This is a genomic window from Leclercia sp. UBA5958, from assembly GCF_002430365.1.
GTDB classification, from domain to species: domain Bacteria; phylum Pseudomonadota; class Gammaproteobacteria; order Enterobacterales; family Enterobacteriaceae; genus Enterobacter; species Enterobacter pneumoniae.
The window spans coordinates 152,817-178,764 of sequence record NZ_DJCE01000008.1; the positions used below are offsets into that span (position 1 = coordinate 152,817).

The following is a 25,948-nucleotide window of genomic DNA, read 5'->3' on the forward strand; positions in this document are numbered from 1 at the left end:
ATGCCCCTGTTTTATTGACAGAGACATCAGGTTACAGATTGTCTTATTAAGACTCATCCTGGTGGGCATAAAAAAACCGGAGCCATGACTGGCACCGGTTTCAGAGTGGATAAAGCGAGCTTAGTTTTTAATACCCAGCGTCTCTTTCAACCAACCCTTGAATTCTTCACCCAGTGACTGGTGACGAATCCCATATTCTACAAACGCCTGCATGTAACCGAGTTTATTACCGCAGTCATGGCTCTTACCTTTCATATGGTAAGCTTCAACGGTCTCTTTCTCGATCAGCATATCGATACCGTCGGTCAGCTGAATTTCATCACCGGCGCCTGGAGGGGTTTTAGCCAGCAGCGGCCAGATTTCCGCACTCAGGACATAACGCCCTACCACCGCCAGATTAGACGGCGCTACGTCGGCTTTAGGCTTCTCTACAACGCCTACCATAGGTACGCTCTCGCCTGGCTGCAGCGTAATGCCTTTGCAGTCTACAACGCCGTATGCGGTTACGTCTTCGACAGGCTCAACCATAATCTGGCTGCTGCCGGTATCGTCGAAACGTTTGATCATTTCAGCCAGGTTATCCTGAGAAAGATCGGATTCAAATTCATCAAGGATAACGTCTGGCAGAATAACCGCGACAGGTTCATTACCTACAACCGGGTGTGCACACAGTACGGCATGACCCAGACCTTTTGCCAGACCCTGACGCACCTGCATAATAGTGACGTGAGGCGGGCAAATAGACTGAACTTCTTCCAGCAGCTGGCGCTTAACACGTTTTTCCAGCATGGCTTCAAGTTCAAAACTGGTATCGAAATGGTTTTCGATAGAGTTTTTGGATGAATGCGTTACCAGCACAATTTCAGTAATGCCAGCGGCAATACATTCATTGACCACATACTGGATTAATGGCTTATCAACGAGTGGCAGCATCTCTTTTGGAATTGCCTTCGTTGCCGGCAGCATACGGGTTCCTAACCCAGCAACCGGGATAACGGCCTTTGTGACTTTCGAATTTAGGGCAGCCATTGAAACTCTCCTGAACTGTTCAAGTTTTGAACTTATCTGCATAAATAACGCGTTTAGTATATCAGTCTCAGTTACCAGTCCGGGTCTGAAAAGGACGCGCTACCGATTAATTAGGATAAATACGAATGAAACTGGCAGTGATAGTAGCACTGCCCTTGAAACGACGGTAAAGCTATCTGTGGAGATATATTACAAATGCTTATTCCGTAGACAACATTAAGCGTAAACGGCCACCTGCCCCCCAAATTTGACACTGCCAGGATGCGCAGCGGTGACTTATTTGGTTTAGATAGGTATTTCCTAAAGTACCTAAAGGGACGCCGTTACTGACCTGAATATGATGTTCTCCAGTATTAAGCGTGGCATTAAGCCCAGCGGAGACCAAAATCAAATTTTTTAAACCGCTATGGTAATAACCCACCAGCAACGGGAATTGTCCCGGTAAATTTGCCTGACGCAGCAGCTGATTAACCTGTTTAAGCAAGCTGCCCAACTCGGGGAGCCGCTGCCGCTGATGAGAAAGCTGTTCTTGCAATAAACCGTTAAACAATGCGCGCAACAATAAAGCGGCCAGGACGCCATTATCCCCTGCGCGGGTAACATCCAGACAATAAAATGCCAGATCGTTATCCGATAACGGTGCAATATCCAGCACCAGTCCCGGCTTGTCGGCAGCAACCAGTTGGCGATAATTAACTTTGCACTCGGCGATGGTCTGCTGAACCGGAGGCTGTAACTCTTTCAGTAATTTCGCTGCCGCATGGGGGTTATTGACCAGTGCATCCCAGTCCTGGAAGAGACGTTCTTCCTCTTCCACACGTGAATTGAACATATTGGGATAAAGGCAGGCGAAGACGGTTTCCCGCAGACGATTGAGATCTTTTACTGGTTTGAGCAGTACGTCCTGCACGCCCAGACGAAGCGCTTTCGCGATGTCAGCCATGTTCTCGGTGGCTGAAATCACCAGCACGGGCGTCTGATCGCCTTCATTGCGGAGGTGCTCGACGAGCGCCAGGCCATTCATACGCGGCATGGCGAGATCGCAGATCATCAGATCGGGCTTCATGCCCATCATAATTTCCAGTGCGTCGATACCATCACCGGCCAGTGCAGTTGTTGCACCTAACGATGAGAGCCAGGAGTCAAGCAGTGAACGGAAAACGGGCTCGTCTTCGACAATCAGGATATGTTTTCCGGCCAATGGTTGCGTCATGTTTTCTCCCCGGGCTGACAGTAGATCAATAGTGGCACGCTATCGGTACTATCGCCTGTCAGATTTTGCTGAAGTAATCAAAAAAAGGGGCGCTCAGTGTGTCGTGCGCACCAAAGGTATCAATTCATCCATTTTCTTTTCGACAGCTTGCACGCCTGCCGTAATGGCTGCTTCTGCCCGATGAAAATCGAGCGTCGAGATTTGCGGACAAAAAGGTTGAATCAGAATATCAGGTGGATCGCCCGCCATGCGGTTGCGTTTTAGGCGATTTTCTAGCACCTGGATGGAGGTCGTCATAATTTCCATTGCCGTAGGTGCCGCAACCAATTTACGCGCTGTAAAGCGTCCTAACCGTTCACGAAGGCGTTCATGCCATACTCGCTCCTCGCTACTGGTTTCATCAGAATGCGTGTTTACTGGCATAAGGTCTTGCTGCATAAGATGGGCATCATGCTGGAGATCAACTGCAATAACGATATCCGCGCCCATGGCGCGCGTCAGGGAGATAGGAATGGGGTTAACGACACCGCCATCCACCAGCCAGTAACCATTGTGCGGGACCGGTGCCATTAAGCCCGGCATACTGCAGGAGGCGCGCACGGCAAGGTGGATATCCCCTTCGGTGAACCAGAGTTCCCGGCCGGTGCTAAGGTTGGTGGCAACGGCGCCGAAGGGCCGTTGGCAATCGGCAAAGTCGCTCAGCGGCATAACCTGACGGTAGTGGTTGAAGACACGTTCACCGCGCAGTAACCCGCCACGCTGCCAGGAGAGATCCATCAGGCGCAGCACGTCCCAGTAACTGAAAGAACGTACCCAGGTTTCCAGCTCGGGTAATTTGCCACAGGAGTACGCAGCACCCACCAGAGAACCAATCGAACAGCCTGCAACTATATCAATTTCGATACCAAGACGTTGTAAGGCATTGATCACACCTATATGCGACCAGCCCCGGGCCGCACCCGACCCTAAAGCCAGTCCAATTTTAACCTTTCTCATTCTTACCGTTTAGCGTCCCCTGGACTCCTGACAATGGCGTCATTGCAACCGCTCAGTTAACATAGTGCCACCCTGGCGTTTTCGCCGTTATTTTAGCTTTCAGGAAGAGAATGGTGTCTCAACTCTGTCCCTGTGGTAGCGCTCTCGAGTATAGCCTATGTTGCCAGCGATATCTTTCTGGTGAACAGGTTGCTCCTGATCCGTCACACCTTATGCGTTCACGTTACAGTGCTTTTGTGAGCCGTGACGCAAACTATCTGATAAAAACCTGGCATCCATCCTGTCAGGCTGAGACTTTTCGCCAGGAGATTGAAGCCGGTTTTGCTCATACCGAATGGCGCGGCCTCACCCTTTTTGACACGGCCACAGGCCATGACGAAAACGAAGGTTTTGTCAGCTTTGTCGCCCGATTTTCCGAGCAGGGAAAAGCCGGAGCGATTATCGAGCGTTCCCGTTTCTTAAAGGAAGGGGGACAGTGGTACTATATTGATGGTACTCGTCCGCAGTTTGGCCGTAATGACCCCTGCCCCTGCGGATCAGGTAAAAAATTTAAAAAGTGCTGCGGGCAGTAGTCCCTGGCCACCTATAACAAGCCAACAATCAACAGGATTTACCGGCAATGCAATCAATTCAACGCAAAGTCTTGCGCACTATTTGTCCTGACCAGAAAGGTCTCATCGCCCGCATTACCAACATTTGTTACAAGCACGAACTGAATATTGTGCAAAATAATGAGTTTGTTGATCATCGCACCGGCCGTTTCTTTATGCGTACCGAGCTGGAAGGGATTTTTAACGACGCCACGCTGCTGGCAGATCTGGATGGTGCGTTGCCGGAAGGTTCAGTTCGCGAGTTAACCCCAGCGGGTCGTCGTCGCATTGTCATTCTGGTCACTAAAGAGGCGCATTGTCTGGGTGATCTGCTGATGAAAGCGAACTACGGCGGGCTGGATGTGGAGATCGCTGCGGTAATTGGCAACCATGATACCCTGCGCACGCTGGTTGAACGTTTTGATATTCCTTTCCAGTTGGTCAGCCACGAGGGGCATACCCGCGAAGAGCATGATGCGTTAATGGCAGATGCCATTGATGCCTATAACCCGGATTACGTGGTTCTGGCGAAATATATGCGCGTATTAACCCCCTCTTTCGTGGCGCGTTTCCCGAACAAGATTATCAATATTCACCACTCGTTCCTGCCTGCCTTTATCGGCGCGCGCCCTTATCATCAGGCCTATGAGCGTGGGGTTAAAATCATTGGCGCCACTGCACACTACGTGAACGATAACCTGGATGAGGGTCCTATCATCATGCAGGACGTGATTCATGTGAATCATACCTATACCGCAGAGGATATGATGCGTGCCGGACGCGATGTTGAGAAAAACGTCTTAAGCCGCGCGTTGTATCAGGTGCTGGCGCAGCGTGTGTTCGTCTACGGGAACAGAACAATTATTCTTTAATCCTTTGGGAAATGAATTGATTAGCTTTGCACCTTTACGGATAAAAAGCAGGCAAACAACGTCATTTACCTAAAGGAATGCTTTACAGGGGCGTCTCATTTGATATGATGCGCCCCGCTTCCAACAGGAAGCAGGCCAGTATTAGCATTACCCCGTGGTGGGGTTCCCGAGCGGCCAAAGGGAGCAGACTGTAAATCTGCCGTCATCGACTTCGAAGGTTCGAATCCTTCCCCCACCACCATTATTCACCACAGCAATGTGGTAACACCGGTGAGTTAACGTAAAGTTTGCGCTTATCGGGAAGGGTGAGAACCTTCGACTAAGGTTCGACTCTCGCGAAAGCGAGAGAACGTTGCAAAAAGCAACGGCCCGAAGGGTGAGGAGCGAAGCGACGAATAATCCTTCCCCCACCACCATCTTCACGCAGCACCTCAAAATAGTATTACCCCTGGTGGGGTTCCCGAGCGGCCAAAGGGAGCAGACTGTAAATCTGCCGTCATCGACTTCGAAGGTTCGAATCCTTCCCCCACCACCATCACTTTCCTGTCGCTACAAACACTCTCTCAATTCACTGATGCACCATTAGCAGCTGCAGTTACATCGGCGGCAACCGGCGTTTTACCGGCGAACTCTTCACAATTGACGTGTTGCACTGGGCATGTTCAGCCAGACCGTCCAGCAGCGTATCCAGTTGACCGATAGAGCGCACCACCAGCCTGATCACAAAGCAATCCTCCCCCGTGACCTTATCGCTTTCAATGCACTCAGGCATGGCCTGAATATATTTATCAACCTTGTGCAGTAACCCTGGCAATGGACGCACGCGCACCAGCGCCTGCAAGGTATACCCCAACGCCGCGAGATCCACGCGTGCGCCATAACCCTGAATCACGCCACGCTCTTCGAGCCGCTTCAGACGTTCGGCCGTGCTGGGCGATGTCAGTCCAACCCGGCTGCTAAGCACCTTTAACGACATGCGCGCATCTTCAACCAGACAGGCCAGTATTTGCCGATCGATTTCATCAAGCAGGCTTTCCATAAGTTTCACCTTATTTAAAAAAGCATTTAACCCATTTCGCCTTATTTCCTCTCTGTAAAACATATCAGACTTTTTCGACAATAGAGCCTCAATCAGGAGGTGTGCGATGCAAGATATTCATAAAGGCGTCTGGCAGATGGGTCTGGCGATGCTCATTTCAGGCTCAATTGGCGCGTTTGTTCTTCTTTCTGGTCTGCCGGTGACGGACGTCGTTTTCTGGCGCTGCGCGATCGGCGCCGTGACGCTGCTGGCTTTTATTCGGATCGGCAATAAACCGTTCAGCACCCTCACCCGCGCTGCACTGGCGCTGGCAGTTATCGGCGGGATCGCCCTGGTGGTGAACTGGTTACTTCTTTTCGCGGCCTATACGCGCATCTCGATAGGCCTGTCGACCGTGGTCTATAACACTCAGCCTTTCATGCTGGTGATGATGGGGATGTTTTTAGGAGAACGCGTCAGTCTGGTGAAATGGGGGTGGCTGCTGCTCGCTTTTACGGGCGTGGTGATTTTGCTCTCCAGTGAACTTACCGGTGGCCATAACGCAGAATGGCTTACGGGCATCGGGCTGGCGCTCGGCGCGGCTTTTTTCTATGCGCTTACAGCAATCATTACCCGTAAGCTCTCCTCCGTCACGCCGCAACATATTGCCTTTATTCAGGTACTGGTGGGCGTGGTGATGCTGTTGCCGATGACGCATATGCCTACGTTTTCGGGCGATTTCCCGTGGCCCATTTTGCTCACCCTTGGGATCGTCCATACCGGCATCATGTACCAGTTGCTCTACAGCGCGATTCAGAAACTACCAACGCCCATCACCGGCTCACTCTCTTTTATCTATCCGGTAGTGGCTATCCTGGTCGATAACCTGGTGTTTGGTCACTCACTGAATCTGACACAGCTGGCGGGCGGCGCACTGATACTGTTTGCGGCGGCGGGTAACAATCTGGGCTGGGGCGAAAAAAAACCCCGCGAGTGCGGGGTTGATATCAAAACGGTGGATTAGCGACGGGCACGTACCAGCTGGTATCTGCGCGTCAGGTACTCTACCGGCGCGCTCCAGATGTGCACCAAACGTGAGAACGGGAACAGCACAAACAGCGTCATCCCCAGCACCAGGTGCACGCGGAAGACAAAGGCCACGCCGTCCAGATGCTCAGAGGCCCCGCCGTGGAAGGTCACCACGGATTGGGCCCAACCCACGAGCTTCATCATCTCACTGCCGTCCATATGCTGCGCAGAGAACGGAATGGTCAGCAGGCCGAGCGCACACTGCACCATCAGCAGGGTAAGGATCAGAATATCCGCGCCGGTAGTCGTCGCACGCACGCGTGGGCTAAACAGACGGCGTTTCAGCAGTAATAAGCCCCCCACCAGGGTCATCACCCCGCAGGCGCCGCCTGCCAGCATCGCCATTTTCTGTTTCACTTCGATCGGCAACCAGGCTTCATACATCCAGTGCGGCGTTAGCATCCCCAGGAAGTGACCGGCGAAAATCCCCAGGATCCCGATGTGGAACAGGTTAGAGGCCAGGTTCATCCCCTTGCGGTCCAGCATCTGGCTGGAGGCCGCACGCCAGCTATACTGGCCATAGTCATAACGCAGCCAGCTTCCCACCAGGAATACGGTGCCCGCAATGTACGGGTAGATGTCAAAGAAGAACATATTCAGGAAGTGCATTATTGCTGTCCTCCGTTAGAGATATTCAAATATTGCGGGGCAACGGCTCCGGCAAAACGACGCTGGTGAGCCGAGATTTCAGACTCGCCGCAACTCTGGTCAGCAAAGAATTTCACCTGCTCCTCTTCCCAGACGGCATCCAGCGCCTGTGGGGTATCATCGCGGGCTTCGTCCGCGATTTTTTCCGCCACTTTTTCACTGTCGATTGCCGCTTTTGCCAGTTTCACCAGCAGTTCGAACAGAACGGCATACGCACTTTCACGCTGTTGCAGACGCGCGTTCAGCAATGCCAGAATCGGCGCGATATCCTGCAAACCGCCCAGCGCCTCTTCTTTCGGCAGCTGCGCCAGATACTCCAGATAGAGCGGCAGATGATCCGGCAGCTCACGGCTGTCGAGCTGCAGGCCATGCTGCTCATACTGCGCCATCAGATCCACCATCGCCTGACCGCGGTCGCGGGATTCACCGTGTACGTGTTCGAACAGCAGCAGCGAGGTTGCGCGGCCACGGTCGAACAGCTGGCTGTAGTCTGCCTGCGCATCAAGCAGATCGCGCGCAAGCAGATCGCGCAGGAACACGCCCAGCTTCTGGGCATCGGCTTTATCCAGGTTTTCAGATGACGCGAGTGCATCGAAGAGTTCCTGTTGATGCTGCGCAAGCGCAGCATCCGGGTACTCGAGCAGACGCGAAACAATGACGAGTTCAATCATTGGTGCGGCTCCGTTTTGCTGGTCACATCCATGGCATCGATGCGGCGGCTGTTAAACAGGTTGAATTTGGTGTCAGACCCGTGGCAACCATCACCAAAGGTAAAACCACATCCGCTTTTTTCCGGGAAGGCTTCGCGCGCCTGCTCACGGTGGCTGCTCGGCACCACGAAACGGTCTTCGTAGTTCGCAATCGCCAGATAGCGGTACATCTCCTGCGCCTGCGCTTCCGTCAGACCTACCTCTTCCAGGGCACGGGTATCAATCACACCGTCCACGGTTTCAGTACGCTTGAAGTGACGCATTGCCAGCATACGTTTCAGCGCCAGCAGGACCGGCTGGGTATCCCCTGCGGTGAGCAGGTTCGCCAGATACTGAACCGGGATACGCAGGCTTTCTACGTCCGGCAGAATGCCATTGCTGCCCAGTTCACCTGCGTCAGCCGCAGACTGAATCGGAGACAGAGGCGGCACATACCAGACCATCGGCAACGTGCGGTATTCCGGATGCAGCGGCAGCGCCAGCTTCCAGTCCATCGCCATTTTGTACACCGGCGATTGCTGCGCCGCGTCGATCACGCTCTGCGGTACGCCATCTTTCAGCGCCTGCGCAATCACTTTCGGATCGTTCGGATCGAGGAACACATCCAGCTGGCGCTGATACAGATCTTTTTCGTTTTCGGTGCTGGCTGCGGTTTCAATCGCGTCCGCGTCGTACAGCAGCACGCCGAGGTAACGGATACGGCCCACGCAGCTTTCGGAGCAGACCGTCGGCATACCGGCTTCGATACGCGGATAGCAGAAGATGCACTTCTCGGATTTACCGCTCTTCCAGTTGAAGTAGATTTTCTTGTACGGGCAACCGGTGATACACATACGCCAGCCGCGGCACTTGTCCTGGTCAATCAGTACGATGCCGTCCTCTTCACGCTTGTAGATAGCACCGCTCGGACAGGTCGCCACACATGCCGGGTTCAGGCAGTGTTCGCACAGACGCGGCAGGTACATCATGAAGGTGTTTTCAAACTCGCCGTACATCGCCTTCTGCATGTTCTCGAAGTTTTTGTCTTTCGACAGCTTCTCGAACTCACCGCCCAGATCGTCTTCCCAGTTCGGGCCTTTCTCGATCTTATTCATGCGCTGTCCGGTGATCAGGGAGCGAGGGCGCGCAATCGGCTGGTGCTTACCTTCTGCGGCGTTATGCAGGTTCTGATAGTCAAAATCAAACGGCTCGTAGTAATCGTCGATGCCCGGCAGATGCGGGTTTGCGAAGATTTTACCCAGCAGCATGGCACGGTTACCCATGCGCGGCTGAATTTTGCCGTTGATTTTGCGGATCCAGCCGCCCTTATATTTTTCCTGGTCTTCCCAGTTGGTCGGGAACCCGGTGCCCGGCTTGGTTTCAACGTTGTTAAACCAGGCATATTCCGTACCTTCACGGCTGGTCCAGACGTTTTTACAGGTGACTGAGCAGGTATGACAGCCGATGCATTTATCCAGATTCAGCACCATGCCGACTTGTGAACGAATTTTCATTTTACGCTCTCCTGTACCTGGTCATTACCTTCGCCATCTAACCAGTTAATATTCTTCATCTTACGAACCACCACGAACTCATCGCGGTTAGACCCTACCGTGCCGTAGTAGTTAAAGCCGTAGGCCAGCTGCGCATAGCCGCCGATCATGTGGGTTGGCTTCGGCGTAATACGGGTGACGGAGTTATGGATACCGCCGCGCTGCTCGGTAATTTCTGAGCCAGGAATGTTCACGATACGTTCCTGCGCGTGGTACATCATGGTCATACCTGCCGGTACACGCTGGCTCACTACCGCACGGGCGGTTAATGAACCGTTGCTGTTGAACACTTCGATCCAGTCGTTATCTTTAATGCCCAGATCCTTCGCATCCGCCTCGCTCATCCAGACAATTGGCCCACCACGACCCAGCGTCAGCATCAGCAGGTTGTCGCTGTAGGTGGAGTGGATACCCCATTTCTGGTGCGGCGTCAGGAAGTTAAGCGCTTTCTCAGGGTTGCCGTTGGACTTCTCACCCATCACCGCTTTTACCGAACGGGTGTCGATTGGTGGACGGTAAACCAGCAGGCTTTCACCGAAGTCGCGCATCCACTGGTGATCCTGATAGAGGGACTGACGTCCGGTCAGGGTGCGCCATGGGATCAGCTCGTGAACGTTGGTGTAACCCGCGTTGTAAGAAACATGCTCATCTTCCAGGCCTGACCAGGTCGGGCTGGAGATGATTTTACGCGGCTGGGCCTGAATATCGCGGAAGCGGATTTTCTCGTCTTCTTTATTCAGCGCCAGGTGAGTGTGGTCACGACCGGTGAACTCGCTGAGCGCAGCCCAGGCCTTCACTGCCACCTGACCGTTCGTTTCCGGTGCCAGCGTCAGGATCATCTCTGCGGCATCGATCGCGGTGTTGAGCATTGGCTGGCCTTTGGCCGGGCCCTCTGCTTTGGTGTAATTGAGCTTACGCAGCAGGTCCATTTCACTCTGGGTATTCCAGGCAATCCCTTTCCCGCCGTTACCGATTTTCTCCATCAGCGGGCCGATAGAGGTAAAGCGCTCGTAAGTTGCCGGGTAGTCACGTTCCACCGGAATGATGTGCGGCGCGGTGACGCCCGGGATCAGGTCACACTCGCCTTTTTTCCAGTCCTTCACGTCCAGCGGCTGCGCCAGTTCGGCAGCAGAGTCATGCTGGATTGGCAGCGTAACCACGTCGGTCTCTTTACCCAGATGACCCACGCACACTTCGGAGAATTTCTTCGCGATGCCTTTGTAGATTTCCCAGTCGCTTTTCGATTCCCATGCCGGGTCAACGGCGGCAGACAGCGGATGAATAAACGGATGCATATCCGAAGTATTCATGTCGTCTTTTTCGTACCAGGTCGCGGTTGGCAGAACGATATCGGAGTACAGGCAGGTGCTCGACAGACGGAAGTCCAGAGTCACCACCAGATCCAGCTTGCCGTCCAGACCGTTATCTTTCCATTCAACCTCTTCAGGCTTCACGCCGCCCTGCTTGCCGAGATCTTTGCCCTGGATACCGTGGTCGGTACCGAGCAGATATTTCAGCATGAACTCGTGACCTTTACCGGAAGAGCCCAGCAGGTTAGAGCGCCAGATAAACAGGTTACGCGGGTGGTTTTTACCGTTTTCAGGTTGCTCCGCCGCAAAGCGGATAGCGCCCTCTTTCAGGGATTTGACGGTGTAATCCACCGGTGACATACCCGCTTTCTTCGCCTCGTCTGCGATACGCAGCGGGTTGGTACCCAGCTGTGGCGCAGACGGCAGCCAGCCCATACGCTCAGCGCGCACGTTGAAGTCGATCAGGTGGCCGCTGTAGCGGGATTTATCCGCCGTTGGCGACAGCAGTTCCTGCGCGGTGACCGTCTCGTAACGCCACTGGCTGGAGTGGTTATAGAAATAGGAGGTGCTGTTCATATGACGAGCCGGACGCTGCCAGTCGAGGGCAAACGCCAGCGGCTGCCAGCCGGTCTGCGGACGCAGTTTTTCCTGGCCAACATAGTGTGCCCAGCCGCCGCCGCTCTGACCGACACAGCCACAGAAGACCAGCATGTTGATCAGACCGCGATAGTTCATATCGAGGTGGTACCAGTGGTTCAGACCCGCACCGACGATAATCATTGAACGGCCGTGCGTTTTATCGGCGTTCTCCGCAAATTCGCGGGCAATGCGGGTGATCTGCGCGGCTGGTACGCCGGTGATCTGTTCAGCCCAGGCCGGGGTATAGGCTTTCACTTCTTCATAGCCGGTGGCGCAGTTTTCATCGTTCAGACCGCGCTCCAGGCCATAGTTGGCCATGGTCAGGTCGTAAACGGTGGTCACCAGGGCAGTTGAACCATCTGCCAGCTGCAGGCGTTTTACCGGCAGTTTGTGCATCAGGACGTTGTTCAGCTCAACCTTATTGAAATGTTCGGTGCCGTCGCCGCCAAAGTACGGGAAGCCAACGTCAGCGATCTCATCCTGGCTGCCCAGCATGCTGAGACGCAGCTCGGTTTCTTCGCCGGAGGTGCCGTCGCGCTGCTCCAGGTTCCATTTACCCTTCTCACCCCAGCGGAAACCGATAGAGCCGTTAGGTGCAACCAGCTCACCATTGCTGTTACAGGCAACGGTTTTCCACTCCGGGTTATTTTCCTGACCAAGCGCATCTACCAGATCGGCGGCGCGCAGCATGCGGCCTGCCGCATAGTAGCCATCGCGCTCTTCAAGCATCACCAGCATCGGGAAATCGGTGTAACGACGCACGTAGTCGGTGAAATACTGGCTCGGTTTATCGAGGTGGAACTCACGCAGCATGACGTGGCCCATCGCCAGCGCCATCGCGGCATCGGTACCCTGCTTCGGTGCCAGCCACAGGTCGCACAGTTTGGCGATTTCTGCGTAGTCCGGCGTGATGGCAACGGTTTTGGTGCCTTTGTAACGCACTTCAGTAAAGAAATGGGCATCCGGAGTACGGGTCTGCGGTACGTTAGAACCCCATGCCAGGATGTAGCTGGAGTTATACCAGTCAGCCGATTCAGGCACGTCGGTCTGCTCACCCCAGGTCTGCGGAGACGCTGGCGGTAAATCGCAGTACCAGTCATAGAAGCTGAGGCAGGTGCCGCCAATCAGGGAGAGGTAGCGGGCGCCGGAGGCGTAAGAGACCATCGACATCGCCGGGATCGGCGAGAAGCCAGCCACGCGGTCCGGACCGTACGTTTTCACGGTGTAGACGTTAGACGCGGCAATCAGCTCGTTCACCTCTTGCCAGGAAGAGCGAACAAACCCGCCGCGACCACGCGCCTGTTTAAAGCTTTTCGCTTTGTCAGCGTCTTCAATAATAGAGGCCCAGGCATCAACCGGATCGCTGTGCTGAACCTTCGCCTCACGCCACATTTTCATCAGGCGTTTACGCATCAGCGGGTATTTCAGACGGTTAGCGCTGTAGAGGTACCAGGAGTAGCTGGCACCACGCGGGCAGCCGCGCGGCTCGTGGTTTGGCAGGTCCGGGCGGGTGCGCGGGTAATCGGTTTGCTGGACTTCCCACGTCACCAGACCATTTTTAACGAAAATTTTCCAGCTACATGAGCCAGTGCAGTTTACGCCGTGGGTAGAACGCACAACTTTGTCATGCTGCCAGCGTTGACGGTAACCGTCTTCCCAGTCCCGGTTGGTCTCCAGAACCTGGCCGTGCCCATCGGCAAAAGTTTCGCCCTTCTGTTTGAAGTAGCGAAACCGGTCCAAAAATTTGCTCATCGGGTATCTCCTGTGTGGAGCCTGTGGCTCTCTAAATCGACATTGCTGATTTGCCGCGAAGGTAACGCTATGAAAGATGGTGAGAATTGATAACGATCAAGGCGAAGGGGGTCTGGAGCAAAGGACAAACGAAGCCATACCACCAAAGCGGTATAAAAATAAATCGATTAATTCTCTGTTTTTAAAGGATATTATTTATTTATCGTACAATATGTAAGGGGTCATTTCTGCCCGGAGGTATTAAGGGGTAGGTAGCCCTGTCAGACGATGGCGATCACACTGCTGCATGGGCTACCCGACTGCCCACACCGTTAAGTATGTTGTAACTAATTACGGCTAAAAAAAAGCGCGGCATCGAGCCGCGCAAACGGATAATCAAATATTACTTATTTTTATTGGAATTACGGCCATATACCAGCCAGGTCACCAGGACGCAGACGATATAGAAAACGAGGAAGATTTTCATGGCACCGGCCGGTGAGCCGGTCAGCTCAAGGGAGATACCAAAGGCTTTAGGGATAAAGAAGCCGCCAATCGCGCCAATCGCCGAGATAAAGCCCAGCGCCGCGGCGGTGTCGGTACCCGCTTCACGCATCGCCTGCTCTTCAGTGCCGCCCTGGGCTTTGACGCGATCCATGGTCAGCTTACGGAAAATAACTGAGATCATCTGGAACGTTGAAGCGCTTCCCAGCCCGGCGGTCAGGAACAGCACCATAAATACCCCGAAGAAGGCGATAAAGCTTCCCCCTTCCCCGTGCGATGGCAGCGTCATGAACAGCAGCGCACAGAAGATGGCCATCACCACAAAGTTCACCAGCGTTACGCGGGTGCCGCCCAGTCGGTCAGATACCATACCGCCCAGAGAACGTGCCAGCGCACCAATGAACGGACCAAAGAAGGCGAAGTGCAGGATCTGGACTTCCGGGAACTGCGTTTTTGACAGCATGGCAAAACCCGCAGAGAAACCGATAAAGGAGCCGAAGGTCGCCAGATACAGTAATGCCATCACCCACAGGTGCGCGCGCTTCAGCACCGGCAACTGCTCGCTAAGAGAGGCCTTCGATGCTGACAGATCGTTCATAAAGAACCACGCCGCCAGAGTAAAGACCACGAGGAAGGGTACCCAGATCCAGGCAGCATTTTCGAGGTACAGAGAGGAACCATCCGGTTGCTCAACCCCGGTTCCACCGAAGACAGCGAAGATGGACATGGAAATAGCCAGCGGAGCAAGCAGCTGCATCACGCTCACCCCCATGTTCCCCAGTCCACCGTTAATGCCCAGCGCACCCCCCTGCTTCGCTTTCGGGAAGAAGAAGCTGATATTCGCCATACTGGACGCGAAGTTTGCGCCGGCAAAGCCGCACAGCAGAGAGATGATGACGAAGACGCTAAACGGCGTAGAGGTGTCCTGCACTGCAAAACCCAGCCACACGCAAGGAATGATCATGATGCCGGTACTGAACGCCGTCCAGCGGCGGCCACCAAACACGGGCACCATAAAGGCATAAGGAACGCGCAGCAGCGCCCCGGACAATGATGGTAAGGCCGTCAACATAAAGAGCTGATCGGTGGTAAAATTAAAACCCACTTTGGGTAAGTTAACCGCTACCGCACTGAACAGCATCCAGACGCAGAACGCCAGCAGCAGACAAGGCACGGAAATCCATAAATTACGACTTGCAACACGTTGACCGCGCTGTTGCCAGAATGCCGGATCTTCCGGACGCCATTCTGTAATAACAGCCCCTGTTGCCCGCTCTGGGGCAGATGAGTGACTCATAGACACCTCTGATTATCAAAAGATGCTGCAAACATTAGGGTTTTAAGCTGGCGGTAAGTTGATGCAAATCAAAGGAAAAGTGGGCGAAAATTTGTTAAAAATTTCCACATCACTCGAAGTGAGTAGTATTTAACGCTTAAAAAGGTGTGGTTTTTCACGCTACTGCTCATACCGCCCTCGCGCCTCCTCCCATTCATCATACCTATGGCAATTTGTGGGTAATCCTTTAGAGGTATGGGTATACTCCAGGGTATGCCCGAGAATAAGGCTCCTCCGAGTCCAGGCATTGTCAGGAGCCACACCGCCCTATGTTTAAACGCTGTTTTTCGCCGCTCACCCTGGTTAATCAACTGGTGCTGATTGTGTTGCTGTCTACCGCTATAGGGGTGACCGGCATGGCGATCTCTGGCTGGCTGGTACAGGGCGTGCAAGGTAGTGCGCATGCGATAAACAAAGCCGGATCGTTGCGGATGCAGAGCTACCGGCTACTGGCGGCCGTACCGCTCGAAGAGAAAGATCAACCGCTACTCGACGAGATGGAGAAAACGGCCTTCAGCAAAGACCTGCAAAGAGCGGCACAACGCGACGGGCAACAAGCCCAGCTGCAGGCGCTGCAGGGTTACTGGCACGGCCAACTGGCACCGGGACTTAAGCAGGCGCAAAGCGCAGACAGCGTGGCCGGGGATGTCGCGACCTTTGTCGGGCGCATCGACGCTCTGGTCACCGCCATCGATCTGAGTACGGAAAAACGCATTGAGCGGGTGGTATTCCTGCACCGGCTGATGACGGTATTTATGTGTTTGCTGCTGGTCTTTACCATCATCTGGCTGCGTGCAAAGTTGCTGCACCCCTGGCGGCAATTGCTGGCCATGGCGCGCGCCGTCACCGAGCGCGACTTTACTCGTCGCGCGAATATTAGCGGTCGTAACGAGATGGCGATGCTGGGCGATGCCCTGAATACCATGTCTGCTGAACTGGCAGAGAGCTATGCGGTGCTCGAACAGCGGGTACGCGAAAAGACCGCCGGTCTTGAACAAAAAAATGAGATCCTCTCTTTCCTCTGGCAGGCCAATCGCCGCCTGCACTCCCGGGTACCGCTGTGCGAACGTCTGTCGCCGGTACTGAATGGGTTACAGAATCTGACTTTGCTGCATGATATCGAACTGCGCGTCTACGACGTTGAGGATGAAGAGAATCATCAGGAGTTTACCTGCCAGTCGGACATGAGTTGCGATGAAATCGGCTGTCATCTCTGCCCGCGACATCTCCCTCCCCTGACCACCAGCGGCACCCCGCTTAAGTGGCGGCTGGCCGATAACCTCTATCAGTACGGGATCTTACTGGCGACGCTGCCCGCTGGCCGCCATCTCAGCCACGATCAGCAACAACTGGTGGATACGCTGGTCGAGCAGCTGACGGCTACGCTGGCCCTCGACCGACATCAGGAAAAACAGCAGCAGCTTATCGTAATGGAAGAGCGCGCTACCATTGCGCGCGAACTGCACGACTCTATTGCCCAGTCGCTCTCCTGTATGAAGATGCAGGTTAGCTGCCTGCAGATGCAGGACGAGGGGCTGCCTGAGAGCAGCAAACAGCTGTTGAGCCAGATCCGCAACGAACTGAATACCTCCTGGGTACAGCTTCGCGAGCTGCTCACTACCTTCCGCCTGCAGCTGACTGAGCCAGGCCTGCGCCCGGCGCTGGAGGCCAGCTGCCAGGAGTATAGTGCCCGACTCGGTTTCCCGGTGCAGCTCGATTACCAGTTGCCGCCGCGCTTTGTCCCCTCCCATCAGGCGATCCATCTGCTGCAAATTGCCCGGGAAGCGTTAAGCAATGCGTTGAAACATTCCGGTGCCACGGCGGTGACGCTGACCGTGAGTCAACATGAAAATCAGGTTCGACTCCGGGTCCGCGACAACGGCTGCGGCCTGCCGGAAAATGCCGAAAGAAGTAACCACTACGGTTTAATCATTATGCGAGACCGTGCGCAGAGTCTGCGCGGGGATTGCCAGGTACGTCGGGTCGACACCGGCGGTACCGAAGTGGTGGTGACCTTTATTCCCGAAAAGCCCCATTTATCTTCTCAAGGAGAACATGATGACTAACCAGGAGCCAGCCACAATCCTGTTAATCGACGATCATCCGATGCTGCGCACCGGCGTGAAACAACTGATCAGCATGGCGCAGGACATTACGGTGGTCGGTGAGGCCAGCAATGGCGAGCAGGGTATTGAACTTGCCGATGCCCTCGACCCGGATCTGATCTTGCTCGATCTCAACATGCCGGGGATGAACGGTCTGGAGACGCTGGATAAGCTGCGTGAACGCTCGCTCTCAGGCCGCGTGGTGGTCTTTAGCGTCTCCAATCATGAAGAAGATGTCGTTACCGCGCTCAAGCGTGGTGCGGATGGTTATCTGCTGAAAGATATGGAGCCGGAAGATCTGCTCAAAGCGCTGCAGCAAGCCGCCGCCGGTGAAATGGTTCTAAGCGAGGCTCTCACCCCGGTGCTGGCCGCCAGCCTGCGCGCCAACCGCGCCACCTCGGATCGTGATGTCAGCCAGTTGACTCCACGTGAGCGCGATATCCTGAAGCTGATTGCCCAGGGGTTGCCGAACAAAATGATTGCTCGTCGTCTGGATATCACCGAAAGCACGGTAAAAGTGCATGTAAAACATATGCTGAAAAAGATGAAGCTGAAATCCCGCGTTGAAGCGGCGGTATGGGTCCATCAGGAGCGTATTTTCTAATCACTCTTCCGGCAGCAAGTTCCAGCGCGGGTCATCTGCAGGCGCCGCCAGCAGCGGTTCCGTCAGCGCGAGCGTGATCTCATTGGAGGAGACACGCTGCCCTTTTTCATCTTCCACCACCACTGACAACCGCCAGCGGTTACTCGCCCCTTCGCTATCATCCCAGGCGGGCATAATGATGCTCCAGCCATCGCTGTCATTCGCGTTAGCCGGCGAGGTCAGACTCAGCGCCTGAGCATCTCCCTGCCAGTGCAATTGACGCACGCCGTGAGCACTGCGGATTTGCAATTTGAGCATCACCGTCTCCCCCGGTTTCAGATCCCAGGGGGGTGTAGCCAGCCAAACGGAGAGCGTCTTACGCTGGCGAAACTCCATCACCGGCAGGTTCTGGCGCTCAACCGGATCGTAGCGACTGCCGCGTAGCGATCGGCTCGCGGCGACTTCGCTGGCCGAGAGCTGTTTTTTTAGCGGTACGCCAAAGCGATAATTTACCTTCAGCCCAAGGTTGTTCTGACTGACACCGCTCTCGCCCTGTTTATGGGCTGCGGTAAAGGTCAACAGCGGGATGGGGGTGTAATCCAGCCCCAGGTTCACCGCCAGCGGATTATGGTAGCCGGTACCGCTGTGAAACAGATCGACGTTATCGCCAAAATATTGTTCGAAGCTGACGCTGGTATTGAGGTGATGGTAGAACGGCAGCCAGGCTCTGGCGGTCACGTCGTACCCCCGTGCCATCCGCTGCTCCTCCAGCGCAGTGGCGTTGCGCCAGCTGGCCAGCGGATGATAGTAGTTGGCTGAAAGCCGCAAATATTCACCCCACGCCTCGGCCCCCACGCCCGCACGCTGCAGGTTTTCATCCAGCAGGTTGTCATAGAAGGTGTTGTAGCCCACCAGCCAGTTGCCGGCAATCCAACGCTGCCCCACCCCCGCATTACCGACCAGCCCGTCCTCCTGCTGGGTTAAACCCATCTGGCTATAGCTCAGGAAACGGTTGTTATCCTGCCAGGGAATAAACCAGCTACCGTGGCTGCCGGTGAAATTCCCCTCCTGATCTACCAGCAGATCAACGCTGGCGTTGCCCCAGGGCTGAAGCCAGGATTCGATTTGCTGATTGACCTGCTCGCTCACCACATCCCGCACCTGGCCGAAGGCAAACAGCCGGGCCTGCTCCTCGGTTGTCAGGCCGTTATCGGTCATGCTGGCTTCACCAAAGGCTTTTGCCATCTCCGCCAGATGTTTCTCGCCCTCACCGGTAGGACGGGCGAGGCCGAGATCGGGTAAGCCATCGTTATTGTTATCGAAAGGATTTTGTGCCTGTTCAACGAAGGTGTTAGGCGCAGCAGTAACGCTTCCAGCGAGGGAAAGAAGGATCGGGATCAGGATTCTGACGCGAGGTAACACAGCCATTAATGTCGTAAAGGGGGCCCTGTGAAAATCAAAAACACCCCCATACCTTAACGTTTTGTGACGCCTTTTGCAGCCTTAAGGGGAATTTTCAGGAATAACCTGACACTGCGCCAGCAGCCCTTTTAGCTCCGGAATGCAGGAGCCGCAGTTGGTGCCACAGCGCAGTGCGGCGCCCAGGGCAACTGCCGACTCACATCCCCCGGCAATCGCCTGACGGATCGCCTCCTCCCCGACGCTAAAACAGCTGCAGACGATGCGCCCCTGCGCGGGACGCTCGTTCGCCCCCTGTCCGCTGAGCAGAGCATGCCGGGCATCCAGCGTCCGGGGCGGCTGGTCAAAGGCTTCGCTAATGGCCTGATGCGCCAGTTCGGGCCGTTCGGTGCCGCTCCAGAACCCCAGCATCAGCGCGCCATTGTGCCAGGCCAGCAGGTTACTCTGCGTCCCGCTCTGAGCCACCTGCAGTTGCCAGCCGCGAGCGCTGCAGTGATTCATTAACTCCTCCAGCAGCGGTCGGTCCGCGGCCAGGGTAAACCGCTGCACACCGGTTGCCGCTTTACGCCACCAGGTGACATAACCGGGCAGTTCTGGCGCCTCGCGGCTGTAGAGCTCCCCCTGCCAGCCGGGCTGCCAGGGCATGACCCGAACCGCAGTCTGTTTGCACTCTGGCTGACCGGAGAGCGGATCGCGCCGCCCCTCCACCAGCGCGTTGATCTTTCCCTGACGGGCAAAGACGCTGTTCCAGTGCATGGGGGCGAAGAGCTCGCCGTCGCGCTGGGTCGTGCTGACGCGGATCCGGGCCACCATCACCCCGCGAGGGGAGCTGATGCGGGCCAGCCGATCGTTGTGCAGTCCCAGGCGTGCGGCATCGCTGACGCTTACCTCCACCGTCGGTTCGTCGCAGTGCTGCATTAATCTGGCTACGTAACCGGTGCGGGTCATGGTATGCCACTGATCGCGCACCCGCCCGCTGTTAAGAATGAAGGGGTACAGCGCGTCTGGCGTGGCGCCGTGCCGCTGCGGCGTAACCGCCACCAACTGGGCTCGTTGCAGGCGCGCCCTGTCCAGCGGCCACTGCCAGGGGGTGAGCGTATCCCACTGCTCCCGGCTCAGTTTTGCCAGCGCTCCCAGATTCAGCGCCCGCGTGCCCGGGTTTTCGAATGCCGTGAGCGCGGCATGTTCACAGAAGATTTCATGGGGATGTTGCCAGCTAAAGGCCGCGCCGTGCCCAAGCTGCTCTGCGATACGGGCGATAATCCACCAGTCGGGTTTCGCCTCGCCTGGGGCGGGCAAAAACGCCCGCTGGCGCGAGATACGCCGCTCGGAGTTGGTGACGGTGCCCTCCTTTTCGCCCCAGCCCAGCGCCGGAAAACGCACATGGGCGAAACGGCTGGTGTCGGTGTCGCGCATCACCTCAGAGACGATCACCAGCGGACAGGCAGCCAGCGCCAGGCACACCGTGTGGCTATCGGGCAGCGACACCGCCGGATTGGTGCCCATGATCCAGACCGCCTTCACCTCGCCCCGGGCGATGGCATCAAACAACTCTACCGCCATCAACCCCGGCGTTTGCGCCAGCCGCTCTGTATCCCAGAAACGGGCCACCCGGCTAAGATCGTCCGGCTCAAAATTCATGTGTGCCGCCAGCTGATTGGCCAGCCCGCCCACCTCGCGGCCTCCCATCGCATTTGGCTGCCCGGTCAGCGAAAAGGGGCCGCACCCTTCGAGATCGATTTTGCCGCTGGCGATATGGACGTTGATGATGGCATTGCATTTGTCGCTGCCGCTGGCGGACTGGTTAATGCCCATGGTGTAGAGCGTAATGGCCCGCGGGGCGGCGATAAACCACTGATAGAAGGTCTCCACGACCCTGGTGGGCAGTTCGCAGAAGGTCGCCACCCGGCTCACAGGCCAGTCGCGCGCCCGCTGTTGGGCCTCGCTATCGCCCGCGCCAAGCGCATTGAGCAAGCCGACAAAAAGGCCCGCGTCGCTGCCCGGCGCCAGTTTAATATGCAGGTCGGCGATATCGCAGGTGGCGGTACGGCGGGGATCGATAACCACCACCTTCATCGCCGGATTCGCCGCGCGCGCCTGCACCAGACGTTGATAGAGCACCGGATGGGTCCAGGCGGCGTTCGAGCCTGCCAGCACCACCAGATCGCTGTTTTCGATGTCCTGATAACTGCACGGCACCATATCTTCCCCAAAGGCACGCTTGTAGCCCACCACCGCTGACGACATGCAGAGCCGTGAGTTGGTGTCGATGTTGGCGGCGCCGATGAATCCCTTCATGAGCTTGTTGGCAGCGTAGTAGTCTTCCGTCAACAGCTGGCCCGAGGCATAAAACGCCACCGCCTGCGGGCCGAAGCGGTCAATAATTTCACGCAGCCGCTGACCCGCCGCATCCAGCGCCCGGGGCCAGCTCACCGGCTGGTTATTTAGCTCCGGTTGCAATAACCGGCCTGCTAATCCCGTGGTCTCCCCGAGCGCAGAACCTTTGACGCACAGCCGCCCAAAGTTGGCCGGGTGCTGCTCATCACCCCGCACGGTGACGGAACCCGCCTCAACGCGGGCCACTACGCCACAGCCTACGCCGCAGTAGGGACAGGTGGTTCGGGTTTCACTCATGAGGCCTCCGCGCGCATGAGCAGCGCTTCGCTGCTGACCCACACCTGATTGCCTTCGATTTTAACCGGCCAGGCGCGTACGGCCTGCTCCCCGGTATCACACTGGCGGCCATCGCGCAGGCGAATGCGGGTTTTATAGAGTGGCGAAATCACCACCGGCTCGCCGCCCGCGTCGCCCAGAATACCGCGCGACAGCACATTCGCGCTGCTGCCCGGCTCCAGATCGTCCAGCGCATAGACCGCTTTGCCAAAGCGGAACAGCGCAATCTGTTTTTCACCCAGTCGGGCGCCAATCCCGGCCTGCTCGGGGATCTCGTCAATCCCGCAGATCGCCTGCCAGCGTTTGTGCTGAACCGGTGCCGCCTCGTTAACCTGACTGCGGAACAGCGCCAGACGGTGAGGATCGGCAAGTGTGGTTTGCCATTCGCACTGGTAGGTATCCACCACGCGCGCCATCTCTTGCTCCAGCTCCGCGGCAATACCGAGGCTGTCTTCAATGATCACCTCCCGGAGATATTCCAGCCCTCCTTCAAGGTTATCCATCCAGGTACTGGTGCGCTGCAGACGATCGGCGGTGCGGATATAGAACATCAGGAAGCGATCCACCAGACGGATCAGGGGCGCGTCGTCAAGATCGCTGGCGAAGAGATCGGCATGGCGCGGCTTCATGCCGCCGTTACCGCACAGATAGAGATTCCAGCCCTTATCGGTGGCAATCACCCCTACGTCTTTGCTCTGGGCTTCAGCGCACTCGCGCGTACAGCCGGAGACGGCCATTTTGATTTTGTGCGGAGCACGCAAACCTTTGTAGCGATTCTCCAGGGTGACGGCGAGGCCGGTGGAGTTCTGCACCCCGTAACGGCACCAGGTCGACCCCACGCAGGATTTGACGGTGCGTAGCGATTTACCGTAGGCATGCCCGGTTTCGAAGCCCGCCGCAACCAGTTCGCGCCAGATGTCCGGCAACTGATCCAGCCGGGCACCAAAGAGATCGATACGCTGCCCACCGGTAATTTTGCTGTAGAGTTGATAACGTTTGGCGATCTGTCCGATGGCGATCATTCCGTCCGCCGTCACCTCTCCGGCGGCCATCCGCGGCACCACCGAGTAGGTGCCATCTTTCTGAATATTGGCGAAGTAGCGATCGTTGGTGTCCTGCAGGGGCAGATGCGCCGGCTTCAGCAGGTATTCGTTCCAGCACGAGGCCAGCACCGATCCTACCAGCGGTTTACAGATTTCACACCCGTGTCCCCTGCCGTAGCGGCTAATCAGCTGATCAAAGGTATGAATGCGATTGACGCGAACCAGGTGGTAGATCTCCTGGCGTGAGTAGGGGAAGTGTTCACAAATATCTTTTTTCACCTCCACACCCTGGGCCGCCAGTTGGTACTCCATCACCTGCTTCACCAGCGAGCTGCAGCCGCCGCAGCCGGTGGCCGCTTTGGTGCACTGCTTGATGGCCCCCATATCGCCCGCGCCGCTGCTGACCGCCTGGCAGATATCCCCTTTGCTGACGTTATGACAGGAACAGATTTGCGCGCTCTCCGGCAGGGCCGCCACGCCGAGGGCTTTCGGCGCGTTCCCGGCGCTGGCGGGCAGGATCAGGGTCTCGGGATCTTTCGGCAGCGCGATGCCGGTGAGCATCATCTGCACCAGGGTGGCATACTCTGCTGCATCGCCTACCAGCACGCCCCCCAGCAGGGTTTTGTTGTCGGCGCTGACCACGATTTTTTTATAGATTTGCTGCGGGCCGTGCGTCCACTGATAGCACAGAGCGCCCGGCGTGCGACCGTGTGCATCGCCAAACGAGGCGACATCCACCCCCAGCAGCTTGAGCTTGGTGCTCATATCCGCCCCGGTAAAACCGCTCTCTTCACCGGCAAGGTTGGCGGCGGCCACGCGGGCCATCTGATAACCCGGGGCGACCAGCCCGTAGATCTTGCCCTCCCACAGGGCGCATTCACCAATCGCATAGATATCCTTATCCGGCGTGCGGCACTGGTTATCAATGCAAATTCCGCCGCGTTCGCCGAGCTGAAGCCCGCTCGCCCGGGCCAGGGCGTCCTGGGGGCGGATCCCCGCCGAGAAGACCACCATATTGGTCGCCAGCTCGCCGCCGTCGGCAAAGCGCAGCACCAGACCGGCCTGCGTCATGGCAATTTCGGTGGTCGCTTTGCTGGTGTGTACCCCTACCCCGAGGGCTTCGATTTTGCGTCGCAGCATAGCTGCCCCGTCGTTGTCGAGCTGCACGGCCATCAGATTGGGGGCAAACTCCACCACATGCGTTTCCAGCCCAAGCTGTTTCAGGGCGTTGGCGGCTTCGAGCCCCAGCAGCCCGCCGCCAATGACCACCCCGGTACGCGAATTTTTGGCCTGCGCGGCGATCTGGTCCAGATCGTCGAGGGTACGGTAGACAAAGCAGCCCGGCAGATCATGCCCCGGCACCGGCGGCACAAAGGGATAAGAGCCGGTCGCCAGGACCAGCTTGTCCCAGTGGGTTTCATGCCCCGAGGCAGACCGCACGACGCGCGCATCGCGATCGATCGCCACCACCTGCCGGGAAAGGCGCAGCTCGATCCCATGTGCGGCAAAGAAATCCCCCTCGACCATCGACAGGGAGTCGGCGCTGCGCCCGGCAAAATAGTTAGAAAGATGGACGCGGTCATAGGCGGCGTATCGCTCCTCGCCAAAGACTACAATCTGGTATTGCTGATGCAGATTGTGTTTTACGCACTCTTCCAGAAAATGGTGACCGACCATACCGTGCCCCACCACCACCAACGTTGGTTTTGTCATAGCGTTCTGTCCTGCAACCTGCGGCTGCGTTGTGAATCGATCGAACAGCCAGTCCGCCTGGGCGGGTTCTGACTGAGCCAGTAAGTCCGTGAAGGTTGCCGCGCTGCGGCACTCTCCCAGCAACAGCACGCCCGCAAGCCTGCCGTCGCGAATCAGTAATCGACGATAGTGCCGGGTCAGGGGATCCCAGCTGGTCCAGAGGGCATCCCCCTCTCCGGCCGCGACCTGACCGGCGCTGAAGAGCTCAATCCCTGTCACCTTCAGGCGCATTCCGCTTTCAGAGGCGGCAAAGGGTGCGCAATCTTCCCCTGCCAGCCGCGCCCCCAGCACCTCCGCCTGCGCCAGACAAGGGGCGACCACTCCCCAGGTCTGGCCGTCCAGTTCGCAACATTCGCCAATGGCGCTAACGCCCTCAATGGCGCTCTGCATCTGCTGGTTCACCAGGATGCCGCGCCCGCACGGGACCCCGCTCTCCTGGGCCAGCGCGATGCGGGGTTTCACTCCCGTCGCCAGTAGCACGCGGGTGGCACTGAGTTCTCGCCCGGTGCTGAGCGTGACGTGCTGGGGGTGTATCTCGCGGATGGCGCACTCCAGCTCGCTGTGAATACCGCGCTCGCACAGGGCCTCTTCCAGCAAGGCTCCGGCCTGCTGATCCAGCTGCTGATCCATCAGCCAGGGGCCGCGATGCACCAAAGTGACGTTGTCACATATTCGTTTCAACGCCGCAGCGGCTTCAACGCCGAGCACCCCGCCGCCCAGCACCACCGCAGGGCCAGGGGTCGAGAGAATGGCTTCAACATCGGCCTGGGTACGAAAGGTAAAAACATGCGGCTGGTGACTGCCCGGGATCGGCGGCACGATAGGCTGCGAGCCGGTGGCGAATACAAGTTCATCCCACGCCAGGCTACGCGCATCGGTATGAAGTAAACGGGCCGCGATATCGACCCGCACCGCCTGCTCGCCGTTGATGACCTCGACCCCGCGCTGTTGATACCAGTCGTCATCGTGATAACCGATGTCGGCAAACGCCTTCTCGCCCCCCAGTACCGGTGAAAGCTGAATGCGGTTATAGGCGTGACACGGCTCATCGCCGATCGCGGTGATAGTAAAGCGACCTGGAGCACGAGCTGTCAGTGCCTCAATCAGTCGCGTTGCCGCCATGCCGTTGCCGATGATGACCAGTCGCATAGAGACT

General features: G+C 56.7%; 17 protein-coding genes, 2 tRNA genes and 1 other RNA gene. 8 read left to right on the forward strand and 12 right to left on the reverse strand.

The window, feature by feature from the left end:
* Positions 1-120 precede the first annotated feature (120 nt).
* The 3 genes from galU to rssA all read right to left on the reverse strand — a co-directional run bounded on the left by galU (position 121) and on the right by rssA (position 3,238).
* Positions 121-1,029: a UTP--glucose-1-phosphate uridylyltransferase GalU gene (gene galU / locus B2Q93_RS13850; RefSeq protein ID WP_286933512.1), complete on the reverse strand. Its 909-nt coding sequence runs from the start codon at positions 1,027-1,029 to the stop codon at positions 121-123.
* Between the two features lie 199 nt (positions 1,030-1,228).
* Positions 1,229-2,242, reverse strand: a complete 1,014-nt coding sequence (rssB, locus tag B2Q93_RS13855) for a two-component system response regulator RssB (protein WP_040075267.1) — start codon at positions 2,240-2,242, stop codon at positions 1,229-1,231.
* 93 nt (positions 2,243-2,335) lie between these two features.
* On the reverse strand, positions 2,336-3,238 hold the full coding sequence (rssA, locus tag B2Q93_RS13860) for a patatin-like phospholipase RssA (protein WP_207291874.1): 903 nt from the start codon (positions 3,236-3,238) through the stop codon (positions 2,336-2,338).
* A gap of 113 nt (positions 3,239-3,351) precedes the next feature.
* Between rssA and B2Q93_RS13865 the strand changes: the two genes are divergently transcribed.
* The 5 genes from B2Q93_RS13865 (at position 3,352) to B2Q93_RS13885 (ending at position 5,235) form a co-directional block, all read left to right on the forward strand.
* Positions 3,352-3,810 carry a YchJ family protein gene (locus B2Q93_RS13865; RefSeq protein ID WP_072039561.1) on the forward strand — a complete coding sequence of 153 codons (459 nt, stop codon included), beginning with the start codon at positions 3,352-3,354 and terminating at the stop codon, positions 3,808-3,810.
* A 47-nt stretch (positions 3,811-3,857) separates the two neighbouring features.
* On the forward strand, positions 3,858-4,700 hold the full coding sequence (gene purU / locus B2Q93_RS13870; protein WP_040075264.1) for a formyltetrahydrofolate deformylase: 843 nt from the start codon (positions 3,858-3,860) through the stop codon (positions 4,698-4,700).
* A 156-nt stretch (positions 4,701-4,856) separates the two neighbouring features.
* Positions 4,857-4,941 (forward strand) — tRNA-Tyr (locus B2Q93_RS13875).
* 43 nt (positions 4,942-4,984) lie between these two features.
* A non-coding RNA gene (locus tag B2Q93_RS13880) (RtT sRNA) lies at positions 4,985-5,116 on the forward strand.
* Positions 5,117-5,150: 34 nt separating this feature from the next.
* A tRNA-Tyr gene (locus tag B2Q93_RS13885) sits at positions 5,151-5,235 on the forward strand.
* Between the two features lie 60 nt (positions 5,236-5,295).
* Here the strand turns inward: B2Q93_RS13885 and B2Q93_RS13890 are convergent.
* A complete protein-coding gene (locus tag B2Q93_RS13890; RefSeq protein ID WP_046885195.1) occupies positions 5,296-5,739 on the reverse strand; it encodes an Lrp/AsnC family transcriptional regulator in 444 nt (147 codons plus the stop codon).
* Between the two features lie 106 nt (positions 5,740-5,845).
* Between B2Q93_RS13890 and B2Q93_RS13895 the strand changes: the two genes are divergently transcribed.
* Complete coding sequence (locus B2Q93_RS13895) at positions 5,846-6,742, forward strand: DMT family transporter (protein WP_286933515.1); 897 nt, start codon at positions 5,846-5,848, stop codon at positions 6,740-6,742.
* Here B2Q93_RS13895 and narI read toward each other — a convergent pair.
* The 5 genes from narI to B2Q93_RS13920 form a co-directional block, all read right to left on the reverse strand.
* On the reverse strand, positions 6,739-7,416 hold the full coding sequence (gene narI / locus B2Q93_RS13900) for a respiratory nitrate reductase subunit gamma (protein ID WP_040075260.1): 678 nt from the start codon (positions 7,414-7,416) through the stop codon (positions 6,739-6,741). The genes B2Q93_RS13895 and narI overlap by 4 nt on opposite strands.
* On the reverse strand, positions 7,416-8,126 hold the full coding sequence (gene narJ, locus B2Q93_RS13905; RefSeq protein ID WP_046885193.1) for a nitrate reductase molybdenum cofactor assembly chaperone: 711 nt from the start codon (positions 8,124-8,126) through the stop codon (positions 7,416-7,418). Before narJ ends, narI begins: the two co-directional genes overlap by 1 nt.
* Positions 8,123-9,658 (reverse strand): nitrate reductase subunit beta, encoded by a 1,536-nt coding sequence (narH, locus tag B2Q93_RS13910; protein WP_286933518.1) that lies wholly within the window; start codon positions 9,656-9,658, stop codon positions 8,123-8,125. Before narH ends, narJ begins: the two co-directional genes overlap by 4 nt.
* Positions 9,655-13,398, reverse strand: a complete 3,744-nt coding sequence (locus tag B2Q93_RS13915; protein ID WP_286933520.1) for a nitrate reductase subunit alpha — start codon at positions 13,396-13,398, stop codon at positions 9,655-9,657. The genes narH and B2Q93_RS13915 overlap by 4 nt, the downstream gene beginning before the upstream one ends.
* Before the next feature lie 382 nt (positions 13,399-13,780).
* A complete protein-coding gene (locus tag B2Q93_RS13920; RefSeq protein ID WP_207291878.1) occupies positions 13,781-15,178 on the reverse strand; it encodes a NarK family nitrate/nitrite MFS transporter in 1,398 nt (465 codons plus the stop codon).
* A gap of 308 nt (positions 15,179-15,486) precedes the next feature.
* Here B2Q93_RS13920 and narX point away from each other — a divergent pair, with 308 nt between their 5' ends.
* Both narX and narL read left to right on the forward strand, forming a co-directional pair.
* Entirely contained in the window at positions 15,487-17,283 is a 1,797-nt protein-coding gene (narX, locus tag B2Q93_RS13925; protein ID WP_040075255.1) for a nitrate/nitrite two-component system sensor histidine kinase NarX, read from the forward strand.
* Positions 17,276-17,926, forward strand: a complete 651-nt coding sequence (gene narL, locus B2Q93_RS13930; protein WP_040075254.1) for a two-component system response regulator NarL — start codon at positions 17,276-17,278, stop codon at positions 17,924-17,926. Before narX ends, narL begins: the two co-directional genes overlap by 8 nt.
* Here the strand turns inward: narL and B2Q93_RS13935 are convergent, their stop codons facing one another.
* The 3 genes from B2Q93_RS13935 to nirB all read right to left on the reverse strand — a co-directional run bounded on the left by B2Q93_RS13935 (position 17,927) and on the right by nirB (position 25,941).
* Positions 17,927-19,333: a YchO/YchP family invasin gene (locus B2Q93_RS13935; protein WP_046885189.1), complete on the reverse strand. Its 1,407-nt coding sequence runs from the start codon at positions 19,331-19,333 to the stop codon at positions 17,927-17,929.
* 75 nt (positions 19,334-19,408) lie between these two features.
* Entirely contained in the window at positions 19,409-21,958 is a 2,550-nt protein-coding gene (locus tag B2Q93_RS13940) for a nitrate reductase (RefSeq protein WP_286933524.1), read from the reverse strand.
* Positions 21,955-25,941 carry a nitrite reductase large subunit NirB gene (gene nirB / locus B2Q93_RS13945; protein ID WP_286933526.1) on the reverse strand — a complete coding sequence of 1,329 codons (3,987 nt, stop codon included), beginning with the start codon at positions 25,939-25,941 and terminating at the stop codon, positions 21,955-21,957. The genes B2Q93_RS13940 and nirB overlap by 4 nt, the downstream gene beginning before the upstream one ends.
* Between the last annotated feature and the right edge of the window lie 7 nt (positions 25,942-25,948).